The sequence below is a fragment of the Halocynthiibacter sp. SDUM655004 genome (assembly GCF_026015885.1).
Taxonomy (GTDB): Bacteria; Pseudomonadota; Alphaproteobacteria; order Rhodobacterales; family Rhodobacteraceae; genus Falsihalocynthiibacter; species Falsihalocynthiibacter halioticoli.
This window is the reverse complement of sequence record NZ_JAPDUG010000002.1, coordinates 407,019-421,404: the sequence shown is the minus strand read 5'-3', so window position 1 is coordinate 421,404 and position 14,386 is coordinate 407,019. Positions and strand designations below refer to the sequence as shown.

At 52.8% G+C, this 14,386-nt stretch carries 16 protein-coding genes; 12 read left to right on the top strand and 4 right to left on the bottom strand.

The features are described from left to right. Window positions 1-11: 11 nt before the first annotated feature. On the bottom strand, window positions 12-536 hold the full coding sequence (locus N9C89_RS09695; protein WP_263953678.1) for a CBS domain-containing protein: 525 nt from the start codon (window positions 534-536) through the stop codon (window positions 12-14). A gap of 84 nt (window positions 537-620) precedes the next feature. Between N9C89_RS09695 and N9C89_RS09690 the strand changes: the two genes are divergently transcribed. Next, window positions 621-809: a hypothetical protein gene (locus tag N9C89_RS09690; protein ID WP_263953677.1), complete on the top strand. Its 189-nt coding sequence runs from the start codon at window positions 621-623 to the stop codon at window positions 807-809. Here N9C89_RS09690 and nqrM read toward each other — a convergent pair. Next, the gene (gene nqrM, locus N9C89_RS09685; RefSeq protein WP_263953676.1) at window positions 806-1,042 is read right to left on the bottom strand and encodes a (Na+)-NQR maturation NqrM; all 237 of its coding nucleotides are present in this window, start codon (window positions 1,040-1,042) and stop codon (window positions 806-808) included. The two genes, N9C89_RS09690 and nqrM, sit on opposite strands and share 4 nt — an antisense overlap. A gap of 12 nt (window positions 1,043-1,054) precedes the next feature. Further along, complete coding sequence (locus N9C89_RS09680; RefSeq protein WP_263953675.1) at window positions 1,055-2,080, bottom strand: FAD:protein FMN transferase; 1,026 nt, start codon at window positions 2,078-2,080, stop codon at window positions 1,055-1,057. 168 nt (window positions 2,081-2,248) lie between these two features. Here N9C89_RS09680 and N9C89_RS09675 point away from each other — a divergent pair, with 168 nt between their 5' ends. Genes N9C89_RS09675 through nqrF form a run of 6 tightly spaced genes read left to right on the top strand, consistent with a single transcriptional unit; the run spans window position 2,249 to window position 8,093 of the window. Next, on the top strand, window positions 2,249-3,592 hold the full coding sequence (locus N9C89_RS09675) for a Na(+)-translocating NADH-quinone reductase subunit A (protein WP_263954432.1): 1,344 nt from the start codon (window positions 2,249-2,251) through the stop codon (window positions 3,590-3,592). Between the two features lie 3 nt (window positions 3,593-3,595). Beyond that, window positions 3,596-4,795: an NADH:ubiquinone reductase (Na(+)-transporting) subunit B gene (locus N9C89_RS09670; RefSeq protein WP_263953674.1), complete on the top strand. Its 1,200-nt coding sequence runs from the start codon at window positions 3,596-3,598 to the stop codon at window positions 4,793-4,795. After that, window positions 4,788-5,597 (top strand): Na(+)-translocating NADH-quinone reductase subunit C, encoded by an 810-nt coding sequence (locus N9C89_RS09665; RefSeq protein ID WP_263953673.1) that lies wholly within the window; start codon window positions 4,788-4,790, stop codon window positions 5,595-5,597. The genes N9C89_RS09670 and N9C89_RS09665 overlap by 8 nt, the downstream gene beginning before the upstream one ends. Continuing rightward, window positions 5,594-6,247 carry an NADH:ubiquinone reductase (Na(+)-transporting) subunit D gene (locus N9C89_RS09660; RefSeq protein WP_263953672.1) on the top strand — a complete coding sequence of 218 codons (654 nt, stop codon included), beginning with the start codon at window positions 5,594-5,596 and terminating at the stop codon, window positions 6,245-6,247. The genes N9C89_RS09665 and N9C89_RS09660 overlap by 4 nt, the downstream gene beginning before the upstream one ends. Then, window positions 6,247-6,855 carry an NADH:ubiquinone reductase (Na(+)-transporting) subunit E gene (gene nqrE, locus N9C89_RS09655; RefSeq protein WP_263953671.1) on the top strand — a complete coding sequence of 203 codons (609 nt, stop codon included), beginning with the start codon at window positions 6,247-6,249 and terminating at the stop codon, window positions 6,853-6,855. Before N9C89_RS09660 ends, nqrE begins: the two co-directional genes overlap by 1 nt. Before the next feature lie 14 nt (window positions 6,856-6,869). Then, on the top strand, window positions 6,870-8,093 hold the full coding sequence (nqrF, locus tag N9C89_RS09650; protein ID WP_263953670.1) for an NADH:ubiquinone reductase (Na(+)-transporting) subunit F: 1,224 nt from the start codon (window positions 6,870-6,872) through the stop codon (window positions 8,091-8,093). A 445-nt stretch (window positions 8,094-8,538) separates the two neighbouring features. Here the strand turns inward: nqrF and N9C89_RS09645 are convergent, their stop codons facing one another. Continuing rightward, window positions 8,539-9,285, bottom strand: a complete 747-nt coding sequence (locus N9C89_RS09645) for a heparan-alpha-glucosaminide N-acetyltransferase (protein WP_263953669.1) — start codon at window positions 9,283-9,285, stop codon at window positions 8,539-8,541. A gap of 375 nt (window positions 9,286-9,660) precedes the next feature. Here N9C89_RS09645 and N9C89_RS09640 point away from each other — a divergent pair, with 375 nt between their 5' ends. The 5 genes from N9C89_RS09640 to N9C89_RS09620 all read left to right on the top strand — a co-directional run bounded on the left by N9C89_RS09640 (window position 9,661) and on the right by N9C89_RS09620 (window position 14,380). Next, window positions 9,661-10,377, top strand: a complete 717-nt coding sequence (locus N9C89_RS09640; protein ID WP_263953668.1) for a FadR/GntR family transcriptional regulator — start codon at window positions 9,661-9,663, stop codon at window positions 10,375-10,377. 14 nt (window positions 10,378-10,391) lie between these two features. Beyond that, window positions 10,392-11,594: a mandelate racemase/muconate lactonizing enzyme family protein gene (locus tag N9C89_RS09635; RefSeq protein ID WP_263953667.1), complete on the top strand. Its 1,203-nt coding sequence runs from the start codon at window positions 10,392-10,394 to the stop codon at window positions 11,592-11,594. Between the two features lie 33 nt (window positions 11,595-11,627). Beyond that, window positions 11,628-12,599 carry a sugar ABC transporter substrate-binding protein gene (locus N9C89_RS09630; protein WP_263953666.1) on the top strand — a complete coding sequence of 324 codons (972 nt, stop codon included), beginning with the start codon at window positions 11,628-11,630 and terminating at the stop codon, window positions 12,597-12,599. A 66-nt stretch (window positions 12,600-12,665) separates the two neighbouring features. Further along, window positions 12,666-13,652 carry an ABC transporter permease gene (locus N9C89_RS09625; protein WP_263953665.1) on the top strand — a complete coding sequence of 329 codons (987 nt, stop codon included), beginning with the start codon at window positions 12,666-12,668 and terminating at the stop codon, window positions 13,650-13,652. Further along, on the top strand, window positions 13,649-14,380 hold the full coding sequence (locus N9C89_RS09620; protein WP_263953664.1) for an ATP-binding cassette domain-containing protein: 732 nt from the start codon (window positions 13,649-13,651) through the stop codon (window positions 14,378-14,380). The genes N9C89_RS09625 and N9C89_RS09620 overlap by 4 nt, the downstream gene beginning before the upstream one ends. Window positions 14,381-14,386 lie beyond the last annotated feature (6 nt).

The window sequence follows — 14,386 nt, the reverse complement described above, 5'->3', positions numbered from 1 at the left end:
CCGGTTTCGCCTTAGCCCACAATCATTTGCTTAAGTTGCAGCGCTTCGTGTTCAAGCTCGGTCAAGCGGTAGTTAACGACATCTCCAATTGTGATCATGCCGCAAAGCTTGCCGTCTTCCATGACCGGCATGTGTCTGAATGTACCTTTGGTCATGCGACGGGAAACCTCGATGAGGTTGTCGTCAGGGCTACAGGTTTCGACGTCGTGAGTCATGTTGTCTGAAACCTTCTGTGGAAGGGTCTGGCCGGGGGTTTCCGCAAGTTTCCTTACGATATCCCGTTCCGACAAAATTCCGACAAGCGCGCCGTCCTCTGTTGTGACAACAAGCGCCCCAATCCGGCGATCTTTTAATAGGGTCACCGCTGTCTTGATCGTGTCATCTGGACCAATTGTGTAAACACTGCCGCCCTTCACCTCTAGCACCTTGGCCACCGTCGCAACCTCTTTTACCGTGTTGGTCTCTGTGGATTGACTCGTGGTCTTAGCTTCGGATTTCTTGTCTCCGCGCATTGGCGATTGATAAGAAGTTGGCATGGCGTGGCACCTCCGTCCTTGATTGCAAGGGCTGCTATATACCTGTAATCGTAACCGGAAAATTACGAAGAAGGAAAGAGGGCCGTGCCAGAAACAACGATTTTCCTCAGCCCCGCTTTGGCGACGCTGCTCTTTATTATCGCTGTGATTGCCGGATACAGGTATCGGATGGTCTGGAAAACCGAAGGGCCGCGATGGCAGCTTTGGGTGTGGGGAACTCTGGCAGCAGGCTGTTTGCTGCTTGTCGGCTTCATTCCGCTCGACGGCGGTTAATCCGGGATTACGAAGCCTTTTGTATCTTTGGCATTGCTTGCACAAGAAAGACGATCGCGAAGCGGACTGTTCGGGTCGATTTCCTTGTTGCACACGACGCAGTGATCCGCGCCGCTAATGGCATTCAGGCCGCCGCAGCTACCTTTGATCCGCTTTCCCATGAAAATCACGCCAAGCGACATGCCCAGCATGATTGTCAAAAGTAATCCGAAAGCAAATACAAACGTAGCCATAGCGGAACCTCTCTAGGCGCTCATTGCCTCAAAGCGCGGGCTGGCGATTGGTGTGAACCCGCTGCCGTCCTTAGCGCGATCAAGGAAATAAACAGCCAAATCAAACTCTTCTGCAACTTCGAGTCCGCGCTCGCGGCCAAGTACCAACATCGCGGTTGACCATGCGTCGGCGAGCATTGCGTTCTCCGCGAATACGGTCGCCGAGGCGGTTGCGTGGGTGACGGGCATACCTGTTTGGGCGTCAAGAATATGCGAGTAACGCACACCGTCGCGCTCAAAATAGTTTCGGTAATCACCAGATGTGGCCACGCCATAGTTAGACGCACCAATAACTTTTTGAGCCGCGCGCTCAATCAGCGTCGGTTTCTCAATGCCGATCTGCCACGGCTTGCTTTCCGCATTTAGGCCGGAAGTCACAAGATCGCCGCCGATTTCAACCATGAAATCTTTGAGACCAAGTTTGCGCAGAGAATCGGCAACGCGGTCTACACCGTGGCCTTTGCCCAGAGCAGACACATAGATCTCTGTTTCAGCAGCGGATTTGGAAAGCGCGTTGCCATTCACAAGCAAGTCGCCGCCAACGCCATTTGTTGTCATTGCGTCCGCGATTGCGCGCTCGCTTGGCATATTTGCGGACGGTCCATTTGCACCAAAGCCCCAAAGATCGATCAATGGGCCAACTGTGAGGTCAAATTTACCGCCTGTTGCGGCTTTGATGTCCTGCGCGGTTGCTACGACCTTTGCGAGGGCAGGGGACACTGCAAACGAACCTGTGGAACGTGCGGTGTTAAAGTTGCTGATTTCGGAGGAAGCGTCCCAGTTGGACATCTCCGCGTTGACTTGCGCCAGCGAATTCCGAATCGCTGAGAGCACATCGCCCTCGCTCAACGCGCGGTCGCGATCCACGGCAACGACTGTATATGTCGTGCCCATTGTGTGGCCTGTAAGCTCAAAAACTCTTGCTGCGTATTTACATGCGGCAAGTGCAAGAGGAGCCAGGAACACGGCGCGTCGGGTTATGGTGAAACTGTTTGTCACGGCATTCGTCTTTCTTCTGGCGGATGTATTACACAGATTTTCGCCCATGAATTGCGACAAAGTAGCCTAAAATGCAATACAAGACTACAAACTATGTATTTTGGGGGTAGCGGTTGCTCGTTCAGGAATGTTATTGGCATCCCAGTTTTAATATGGATACCTGAAAAGATCGTGGAATTCACGCTGAAAAAGGGACTCGACCTTCCAGTCGAGGGAGCACCGGCCAAGGGAATTACCCAAGGCCCAAAGGTGACGACGGTTGCTGTTCTTGGGGCCGATTATATCGGGCTTAAACCAAGACTCGCAGTCGAAGAGGGGGATGTGGTGGCCTGTGGCGCGCCAATATTCGCCCATAAAGATACACCTGATGTCAAAGTAACCTCGCCTGTTTCGGGCCGTGTGCGTGCTGTCAATCGCGGCGCGCGTCGCATGCTCATAAGCGTTGAGATAGAAATTGACGAAACTGCAGCAGAGGCAGTTGATTTCAGTTCTGTTGGCAATGAAACAACAGCAGACGGAATCGCGGAACGCCTTGCGCTTTCGGGGCTTTGGACATCGTTCCGAACGCGCCCCTATTCCAAGGTTCCAGACGTAAGCGAGCGCCCTGCAGCGATTTATGTCACTGCGATGGATACAGAGCCGCTTTCTGCGGATGCTGCCGAGATTATCGCCGACTCTCCCGAAGCCTTTACAAAAGGTCTCGCGGCAGTTGCTCAGTTGTCAGAGGGGCAAACTTATCTGTGCCACGAAAAAGGTGCGGATGTTCCCGGTGCAGATGTTCCAAATGTGACGGCAGCAGCCTTTGCCGGAGTGCACCCAGCGGGCCTCGCCGGAACCCACATGCATTTTCTTGAGCCACCAACCGCGACAAAGACAGTTTGGACTATTGGCTATCAAGACGTGATTGCGATTGGCCGTTTGATGGAGACCGGAAAACTCGACTCCGCGCGTGTCATCTCGCTTTGCGGACCGTTGGTTTCGGAGCCGCGTCTTGTTCGTACGGTTGCAGGCGCATCTATGGTCGAACTTACGCAAGGCGGACTGGAGAGCAATGTTCCATATCGCCTGATTTCTGGTTCTATTCTTAGCGGACGTGCGGGCAGCGGACCGGATGCATATCTTGGGCGATACGCGCGACAGCTTACAGTGATCGAAGAGGACCGGAAGCAGATCCCAATGGGATGGATTCGGCCAATGTCGAGCAAATACGCGTTTCAGCCTGTTTTGGGATCAGCTTTTTCCAAGAAACTCTATGCGCTGACATCAAATCTGAATGGTGGCCGTCGTGCGATGGTGCCGCTTGGAACCTTTGAAGAGCTGATGCCGCAAGATTACCTTCCGACACAATTGCTGCGAGCGATGTTGGTGATGGATACCGACACCGCTCAAGCGTTGGGCGCGCTGGAACTTGACGAAGAAGACCTTGGTCTTGTCGGTTTTGCTTGTCCTGCGAAATATGAATATGGCATGGCGCTGCGCGACTGCCTCACGAAAATCGAGAAAGAGGGCTGACACATGGGATTGCGCAGCTTTTTTGACCGGATCGAACCACAGTTCCTCAAGGGCGGACGGTTCGAGAAGTATTTTCCGGTCTATGAGATGGTCGAGAGCTTTCTCTACACGCCAAAAACCGTAACGACAGCTGCGCCGCACGCGCGCTCCTATGTCGATATGAAGCGGATCATGACCTATGTTGTGATCGCAACGATCCCCTGTATCCTCGTAGGGCTTTGGAATATTGGCTATCAGGTCAACACAGCATTCGAGACACTCGGTCCATCCGGTTGGCGCGCTCTTGTGCTCGATACATTCGGAATTGGCTTTAACGCGTCCAACCCATTTGCAAACTTCCTGCATGGGGCGCTGTATTTTCTCCCAATCTATATAACAACGCTTGTTGTTGGTGGGATCTGGGAAGTTCTGTTTGCAACCATCCGCCGCCATGAAGTTAATGAGGGTTTCCTTGTTACATCAATGCTTTACGCTTTGATCATGCCGCCGGATGCTCCGCTATGGCAGGTTGCGCTCGGTATTTCGTTTGGCGTTGTGATCGGTAAGGAAGTCTTTGGCGGAACTGGCAAAAACTTCCTCAACCCAGCACTCACTGGCCGTGCGTTCCTCTATTTCGCATATCCTGCAAATATGTCGGGTGATACGATCTGGACACCGGTTGACGGCTTTTCCGGCGCAACAAGCCTCGCGATTGCAGCGGCAGACGGATATCAGGAAATCATCGCACGCGGCACAACTTGGATGGATAGTTTCATTGGGGTTGTTCAGGGCAGTATTGGCGAGACGTCCGCGCTCGCTTGCTTTATCGGCCTTGTGTTCCTTCTAATTACCAAGATCGCCAACTGGCGTCTTGTCGTCGGGTGTCTTGCGGGCATGATCGGGTTTTCAACACTGTTGAATGTGATCGGCTCTGATACGAACCCGATGTTTGCAATGCCGTGGTATTGGCATCTAGTTGTCGGCGGTTATGCATTTGGTCTTGTGTTTATGGTGACGGAGCCAGTCTCGGCCTCCCATACAAACCTTGGCCGCTATATTTATGGGGCGTTGATCGGCTTCATGGTGGTGATGATCCGTGTGGTTAACCCAGCCTTCCCCGAAGGTATGATGCTTGCGATCCTATTCGGTAACGTATTTGCGCCGCTCATCGACTACTTCGTCGTTCAGGCGAATATCCGCAGGAGGGCGCGTCGCGATGCCTGACGAAAACCAAAACAAAGGCCCTCTGCGCCGTTTTATAGACCTACCAACGGACTCTGTACCCAAGACGATCTTCGTTGCGGTTGCCCTCTGCCTTGTCGCGTCGATGGTCGTGTCGGCTGCGGCTGTTGCCTTGCGCCCGCTTCAAGAGGTCAACAAACTTGTTGATAAGCAGATTAACATTCTCGAAGTTGCCGGCCTCTACGAGGAAGGCACCGATGTTGTCGAAGCCTTTAGCGTATTTGAGCCGCATATCGTGGAACTTGCCACTGGTGAGTTTACCGACGAGTTTGACGTAGAGACTTTTGACGGCCTTGCTGCGGCGAGCGATCCAGAACTATCGATTGAGCTGGACGATGACCCTGCATCCATCGGCCGTCAGTCGAAGTATAAGACGATTTACATCCTTCGGGATGATGCGGGTGAAATCGACAAGGTGGTATTGCCAATCCACGGCTATGGGCTTTGGTCCACGCTTTACGGGTTTATTGCGCTCGAAGAGAACGGCAACGATATTTTCGGCCTGCAGTTCTATGAGCATGGAGAGACACCTGGTCTTGGCGCCGAAATTGACAACCCGCGCTGGAAAGCACTTTGGCCTGGCAAAAAGCTGACTGACGAAGACGGCTCATTGCAAATCACTGTCGCCAAAACGGCACCTCCTGCCGGAGACGAGCACCACATTGATGCGCTCGCAGGGGCAACCCTTACTTCGGTGGGTGTGAACAACCTTGTGCGCTTCTGGATGGGTGAGGCCGGATTTGCGCCATTCCTTGAGAAGCTGCAATCGGGAGAAATCTCATGAGTCAGACACGAAAACAAATGCTGACCGACCCGTTGGTCGACAACAACCCGATCACGCTTCAGGTTCTTGGGATTTGTTCCGCGCTCGCGGTGACGTCCTCGTTGCAGGTTGCTTTTGTTATGTCGCTGGCTGTGACATTCGTGACGGCCTTCTCGTCGATGTTCATTTCGATCCTGCGCAACCAAATTCCCGGCTCCATCCGGATTATCGTTCAGATGGTTATCATTGCCTCACTGGTGATCGTGGTAGATCAGGTACTCAAGGCCTATGCGTTTGAAATCTCAAAGACGCTTTCGGTTTTTGTTGGGTTGATCATCACCAACTGTATTGTGATGGGCCGTGCAGAAGCTTTTGCGATGAAGAACCCGCCAATCGCTTCGTTTATTGATGGTGTTGGCAACGGCCTTGGCTATGGCCTGATCCTGATGCTTGTCGGTTTTTTCCGCGAGCTGTTCGGCTCCGGCAGCCTGTTTGGCATCACGATTTTCCAAACAGTGAACAACGGCGGCTGGTATGTGCCGAACGGAATGCTTCTGTTGCCGCCATCGGCGTTCTTCCTGATTGGCTTGATCATCTGGGCGTTCCGTTCTTGGAAGCCAGAGCAAGTCGAAGAGCGTGAATTCAAAATCCAGACGGTCGAGGAACACTGATGGAAGGTCTCATTTCTCTTGCCGTAAAGGCCATTTTCGTTGAGAACCTCGCGCTGTCGTTCTTTCTCGGCATGTGTACGTTCATTGCCGTATCCAAAAAGATCTCGACCGCGATCGGGCTTGGCATTTCGGTGATGATTGTGCAGGCGATCACTGTTCCTGCAAACAACTTGATCCTGAACTATCTGCTCGCACCAGGTGCGCTGGCTTGGGCTGGTTTCCCTGATGTTGATCTCACCTTCCTTGGGTTGATCTCCTATATCGGTGTGATCGCCGCGCTGGTTCAGATCCTTGAGATGGTTCTCGATAAGTACTTCCCGCCGCTCTACAACGCGCTTGGTGTGTTCCTGCCGTTGATTACCGTGAACTGTGCGATCCTCGGTGGTTCGCTCTTTATGGTGCAGCGCGATTACAACTTCGCGGAGTCGCTAACTTATGGCGTTTCATCAGGCTTTGGCTGGGCGCTTGCGATCACCGCGATGGCCGGTGTGCGCGAGAAGCTGAAGTATTCGGATATTCCTGCTGGCCTTCAGGGGCTGGGCATAACCTTTATCACCGCTGGATTGATGGCGATGGCTTTCATGTCGTTCAGCGGCGTTAAACTGTAAAGGAGAGAGGACACATGCAAACGTTCACGCTTGGCGTCATTCTCTTTACTCTGATCGTTCTGGCGCTTGTCACGATCATTATTCTGGCACGGTCGCGACTGGTATCGACGGGTAACGTCGACATTACCATTAACGGTGAAAAAACGATCTCTGTTCCGGCAGGGGGTAAACTTCTGCAAACACTGGCAGAGCAGAAGCTCTTTGTGCCGTCGGCTTGCGGCGGCGGTGGAACTTGTGCGCAATGTCGCGTGCGAGTGCATTCGGGTGGCGGCTCAATCCTGCCTACCGAAGAAAGCCACATCACCAAGCGTGAGGCCGCCTGTGGTGATCGGTTGTCCTGTCAGGTCGCGGTCAAACAGGATATGGATATCGAAGTTCCTGAAGAGGTCTTCGGCGTAAAGAAATGGGAATGTACCGTCCGCTCCAACGAGAACGTTGCGACCTTTATTAAGGCGCTGGTTCTTGAGTTGCCTGAAGGCGAAGATGTGAATTTCCGCGCTGGTGGCTATATCCAGATCGAAGCACCGGCACATAAGCTCAAGTACACCGACTTCGACGTCGAAGAGGAATACCGCGAGGACTGGGACAAGTTCAATCTCTGGCGCTATGAATCCACCGTCACAGAGCCCGTTGAGCGCGCGTATTCGATGGCGAACTATCCGGATGAAAAGGGCATCATCATGCTCAACGTCCGTGTGGCGACGCCGCCACCAGGAAGCGAGGGTATCCCGCCCGGCCTGATGTCGTCTTATATCTTTAACCTCAAGCCTGGTGACAAGGTTACGATCTCTGGTCCGTTCGGCGAATTCTTCGCACGCGACACTCAAAAAGAGATGGTCTTTATCGGTGGTGGCGCTGGTATGGCGCCAATGCGGAGCCACATTTTCGACCAGCTCAAGCGCCTCAAAAATCGCGACCGTAAGATCAGCTTCTGGTACGGTGCGCGCTCCAAGCGCGAGATGTTCTTTGTTGAAGATTTCGATCAGCTTGCCGAGGAGTTCGATAACTTCGAATGGCACGTTGCGCTTTCCGATGCGCTGCCGGAAGACGATTGGACTGGCTACACTGGCTTCATCCACAACGTTCTTTACGAAGAATACCTAAAGAACCATCCGGCGCCCGAAGATTGTGAATACTACATGTGTGGTCCGCCCATCATGAACCAGTCCGTGATCAACATGCTGCTGGAACTCGGCGTTGATCGCGAAGACATCATGCTTGATGACTTCGGCGGATAACGCCTTAACAACGGAAAATGTGCGTTTTTAGAGCGTTGCAGAACAGAATAATCGCCCTAGGTAACTGGGGCGATTTTTCGTTTGTCAAAAGCTGTGCCGAACGTTTGTTGATGCGGAAAATCTCGTTGAGAGTGTGGTGCATTAGTTTCGCCGGACCAGTAGAAGGCGCTGCTGGGGGCTTTTCAAACTCGGCGATATTCCGGCGAATATGGGGCTTTGGGGGCAGCTTCGTTCGTCCGTTGTCTGGGAGCATAGTAAGCCTGTTGCGCGGGGGCTAATCGAGAATGGGATTCCTGTTGAAAGCGCTATTTACGGCTAGCTGTTAAACGCGGGCTTTAGCATTGTCGCGTGCGGATTTGACTTCGGAAACTTGCCGAGAGGACGTGGCGTCGCGTTTCAATCCCTCAAGTCGGCGCTCAATTAAGCAGTAAATCTCCGCCGCATTTCAGGTGAATAGATTTTTTACGGCCAGAAGAGTGCCGTAGAGAATAGGTTGATGAAGCAGGTAGATCATCAAGCTGTGCCTTCCGGGCCAGACAAGGAAGGCCGGTAGCTTAATCGCACTGGTTTGAAGCGGGAGGCGGGGGGCAATTAGCTTGGCCGTTAGCAACCCAGCGAGAAGTGCGGCGAGCCATGGGATGAGCGGCTCATAGTCGAGCATATATGGAATTTGGGTTCCGAGGCCCGTCCAGATAAGCAGGGGAGCGTTGAACGCGACAAGCTCGACATTGTTTAGAGCGTAGATCAAAACAATTAGTCCTAACAGGACAAGGCTTGGAGATCGCAAGAGCAGCATTCCAATCAAAGATGAGGCGGCGATTGAGTGCAGGATGCCGAAACGGATCCATCCGTTTGGAAATGCAAAATATGTGACAACCGATATCAAAACTGCGGCGAGGGCGAGAATTCCCAAACGTCGCCAGAATGGCCGCCAGCGTGCGTTCTCGCCATGTGCGAGCCAGAGGCTGAAGCCTGCGAGGAAAAGGAAGCTCGCGGCGATGCACTTCGCAAACCACACCCAGCCGCTGGCGTACATTGTGTCTGGAGCAATAAACCCAAGTGCGGCAAGGTCCCAGAAAAAATGATAGATGATCATCGCAAAAAGTGCTGCGGTTCTTGCGATATCAATCGAGGGAATACGCGCATTATGTGGGTTGTGGGCCTCCGCGACTATATCTTCTTGGTTGCTCATCCCGAGAGGTGTCCCGCTTCTCTTCTATTACTGCCCAATGAACAAACTCAACGCGCATTGGCTTCGCACGTGCTTTCCAAACACTAGTAAAATTCATGCTCGCGGTCACGCCAGAAAAGGGGGGATGCAGTTCATATGCTTCAGTTCAGGCTGCAAACTGGAGGTCAGGTGTCTAGCAGGGTCATTCACATGCAATGCTCTTCGGTTCAATGAATGATGTCTGAAAATAATTTAAAAACAAAGTGTTATTGGTGGTCCGTGAGCAACATGCTGCGGCGATTTCATTCGTTGACAGAATCTAAACGCGATTCTATATACAGTTTATCCCTAACCTGTCGTACAGGTTTGCAATGAACTGTAAAATAGGAATGCGTTGTGAGCACACTTCAATCCAAGGAAAAGGCAAGTGCCGGTCGTGTCTCGGAAACGGTGAGTGCCATCACGGCGCATATCCGCAATGAAGAGCTGGGGCCGGGAGATAAGCTTCCATCCGAGGCTCTGTTTTCCAAGGAATTGAATGTGTCGCGCACTGTTGTTCGCGAAGCGTACCGCTCCCTCGCGGCGCTCCATTTGATTGAGCTGAATACGGGCAAACGCGCGACGGTGGCGCAGCTTGATTACGCCTCGATGTCACCGCTGATCGAGCATGGCGTTCATACCGAGCAAATCTCTATTCAGCAGGTTTATGATGTGCGCCGCACGATTGAGGTGCGGACCGCAGCTCTCGCTTCGCTTCGCCGCACGGATGAACAAGCTCGTGTCATTCTTGAGCATGCAGTGGCAATGGAAGATTGCTTCGATACTCCAGAGCAAATGATGGAGCACGATATCGCTTTTCATCTGGAAATCGCTAAAGCGGCAAAGAACCCGATCTATGCGCTGATTGTTGGAGCGTTTGAAGGCGTTACCCGCCAGACATGGCCAACTGGTTGGCGGAGCCGCACAGATATCAACGAACAGAAGAAAATGCTGCAAATCCATAGAGATCTTGCCAACGCAATTGCGGCTGGCGACCCGACCAAAGCCAGCGACCTAATGGCGCTTCATTTTGACGAGAGTGTGCGCGCATTGATCGCTGCTGGCATTTCCTAAAAGAGCAAAAAGCAATGAAAATCACTAAAATTGAAACGATCCGTATCGAAGAACGCCCCAACTTGTTGTGGGTGCAGGTTCATACCGACGAGGGGCTTGTGGGGCTCGGCGAAACGTTTTTCGTGGCGGAGACGGTTGAAACCTATCTGCATGAGTATGTCGCGCCACGCGTGATCGGCCGTGATCCGCTTCAGATTGACCTCTTGGCCAATGAGCTTAATGGGTACCTCGGCTTTCGATCTTCGGGTGCAGAGGTGCGGGGAAATTCGGCATTTGACATCGCTCTTTGGGATTTGTTCGGCAAGGCCGTAAACCAACCAATTGCGCAGCTTCTTGGTGGCTTTAGCCGTAGCGAGATTCGGACCTACAACACGTGCGCCGGTACAGAGTATATTAAGAAAGCCACAGGTCAGCAGTCCGAGAACTACGGAATTGGTGCGAATGCACAGTACGATGACCTGAACGGGTTCCTCAACAACGCCGATGAGCTTGCGCTGTCCCTCTACGAAGAGGGTATTACGGCGATGAAGATTTGGCCGTTTGATATGGCCGCAGAGAAGAGCCGCGGCCAGTATATCTCTGGGCCGGATATGGATAAGGCTTTGTTGCCGTTCCAAAAAATTCGCGATGTTCTAGGCAACAAGATGGACATCATGGTTGAGTTCCATTCCATGTGGCAGCTCCTGCCCGCGATGGAAATTGCTCGTGAGCTCGCCGAATTCAAGACGTTTTGGCACGAAGATCCGATCAAAATGGACAGCCTATCGAGCCTCACACGCTATGCGCAGGTGAGCCGTGCGCCGATCTCGGCGTCGGAAACTCTGGGGACGCGTTGGGCATTCCGAGACCTATTGGAGACCGGTGCGGCGGGCGTGGTGATGCTCGACATCAGTTGGTGCGGTGGCCTTTCCGAAGCGCGCAAAATTGCGTCGATGGCCGAGACATGGCATCTGCCGATTGCGCCACACGATTGCACCGGGCCAGTGGTTCTCGGGGCGTCGACGCATCTTTCACTCAATGCGCCAAATGCAATTGTTCAAGAGAGCGTACGCGCTTTCTACAAAACTTGGTACCGCGATCTCGTGACAGCGCTGCCAGAAGTTTCAAACGGCATGATTACCGTTCCGCCAGGGCCTGGCCTTGGAATGGAGCTCCACCCCGATCTCGACAAGGCATTTACCGTGCTGCGCCGGACATCGGATCAATCGGATATTTGACATCTGAACAAAACTTAAAGGGAGGAATAAACAATGAGAAAACTACTTAAGGCGACGGCATTGGCGACAGCATTGCTTGGAGGAGCAGCTGTGGCAGAGCCAATGAACATCGTGTTCACGCATCATTCTTCGGCGTCCAACCCGTTCTGGCAGGCCGTGAAAAAGGGCTTTGATGACGCGTGCGAGAAGATCGAAGCAAACTGTCAGATGATCTTTACCCAGACCGAAGGCGCGATTGACCAGCAGGCCGCAAACATGATGGCTGCACTGGCGCGTAATCCAGATGCGCTTTTGACATCGATCGTTGATAACAACGCCTTTGATGAAATCCTACAGGGCGCAGTTGATAACGGTGTTATCACAATGGCCGTTAACGTAGACGATACTGAAGGCGCGGCGGGCAACGCGCGTCAGGCCTTCATTGGACAAGGTTTTGTACCAGCGGGGTATTCGCTCGGTAAAGCGATGTCGGAGTTCTTCCCAGCTGAAGGCCCGATCAAGGCTGTCGTCGGTATTTCTGCGCCAGGTCAGAACTGGTCTGAACAGCGTGGCGCGGGCGTCATGCAATTCCTTGAGGAATTCAAAGAAGCGAACCCTGATCGCGAAGTTGAGATTGTACGCCTTGATACGGGTACGGACGGTGCGGTTGTTGCAGAACGTGTTGGCGCATACATCAACGCCAATCCTGATACGACGGCCTATTTCGACACTGGCTTGTGGCACGCCTATGTTGCTCAAGTACTCGCAGACCGCGGCATCGAACCGGGCAAAGTTTTGATGGGTGGTTTTGATATCGTCGCTGAGGTGCTTCAGCAGATGGAAGCTGGATACATTCAGGTTCAGGTTGACCAGCAGCCATATATGCAAGGCTTTATTCCTGTTATGCAGGCCTATCTTGCACATACGGTCAAGCTGTCTCCATCTGATGTAGACACAGGCCAAGGCATCGTGCGCGCCGAAGACGTGCCAGCGCTTTGGGATCTGGCCAAGCAAGGCCTACGCTAAGACATAAGCGGGCCGGTGCCGCATGTGGCGCCGGCCATTTCTTTACCCGATTAGGGACAGGCAAGAATGAAACGACTACTCAAAATCTATATGGAAAAACCCGAACTTGCGGGCATCGCCTTTCTGGTTTTGCTCGCAATCGTGTTTCAGGTGCGCTCCGGCGGGGTTTTTCTGAATTTACAAAACCTTCAAGGCATTCTTGGCCTTTTGCCTGAGATGGCCCTTGTTGCGATTGGCGTTACGCTTCTAATGATATGCGGCGAGTTTGACCTTTCTGTTGGCTCTGTGTTCGCGTTAACGCCTATGACGATGGCGGTTCTTCTCGAAGGGGGGATGCCATTCATTTTTGCCTTTTCTATTGGGCTGTGTGTCGCGCTTCTGATTGGTTTCGTGAACGGATACCTCACGATCCAATTCAACATACCGAGTTTTATCACAACACTTGGTATGCTTTTCGTGGCGCGCTCAATCACGGTTGTGATTTCTGGTGGGTTCCCGCCGCTTTTGCCAAATGGCGCGATCCCGAAGTGGTTGTTTACAAGCTACGTCGGGCCGGGTGATCTGATCCGTATGTCGTTTGTGTGGTTTCTTGCTTTTGCAATACTGATTGCGCTCCTGTTGTCGCGCACGAATTTCGGTAACTGGGTGCGCGCGACTGGAGGTTTCCTGCCTGCTGCGCAGTCGATGGGTATTCCAACCAAACGTGTGAAAATCGCGACCTTTATGATCTGCTCATTCCTCGCAGGGTTTGCAGGTTCCATTCAGGTCATGCGCCTTGGTGCGCCGCTTCCGTCAATTGGCGAGGGCATGGAACTTCAGGCAGTTGCCGCAGCGGTTATCGGCGGAACGGCCCTAACGGGCGGTATCGGTACAATACTTGGCGGGATCATTGGCGCGACACTGATCCGCGTGATTGATAATGGCCTTGTCTTGTCTCAAGTCGACGCGAACTGGTTCAAAATGGCACTGGGCGCACTGACCGTGTTTGCTGTGATTTTGAATGCGTGGCTCCGGAAGAAAGCCAAATCTATTAAAGTGGAGACAGGCAAATGACGGCGCCCATCATTCAGGTCAAAAATCTCCACAAATGGTACTCCGGCGTGCATGCCCTCAAAGGAGCCACTCTGGATTTCCGACCAAACGAAACTGTCGGCCTTGTCGGAGACAACGGCGCAGGAAAGTCGACACTGATCAATATCCTCTCGGGCACACAGGCACCTTCGGAAGGTGAAATCTACTTTGAAGGGCGCAAGGTCTCCTTCAAGGGGCCTCGGGATGCGATGGATGAGGGGATCGAGACGATCTACCAATACAACTCCATGGTCCCGACCATGTCGATTGCTCGTAATATGTTCATCGGTCGGGAGCCGATCAAATACGGGATCGGTGGCATTGGTATTCTGGATACGAAGCGTATGGCAGAGGAAAGTGTTCAGGCGATTGCCGATGTCGATCTGCACCTGCGTTCGCCGGACGCGCTCGTAGGAGAGCTTTCAGGCGGTCAGCGGCAGGGTGTTGCGATTGCGCGTGCGATGCATTTCAAATCAAAGGTTATGATCCTCGACGAGCCCACGAACCACCTTGCTGTTAAGGAAACTCGCAAGGTCATCGGTTTTGTGCAATCGCTGAAATCGCTTGGCATTACGGGTATATTTATCAGCCACAACATCCACCATGTGTTTGAATGCTGTGATCGTATTGTTGCGATGGCCCGTGGTGAGATCGTGTTGGATAAGCCCGTTGGCGAAACCAATATGGATGAAATTCTGGACGTTCTTTAGGGGAGA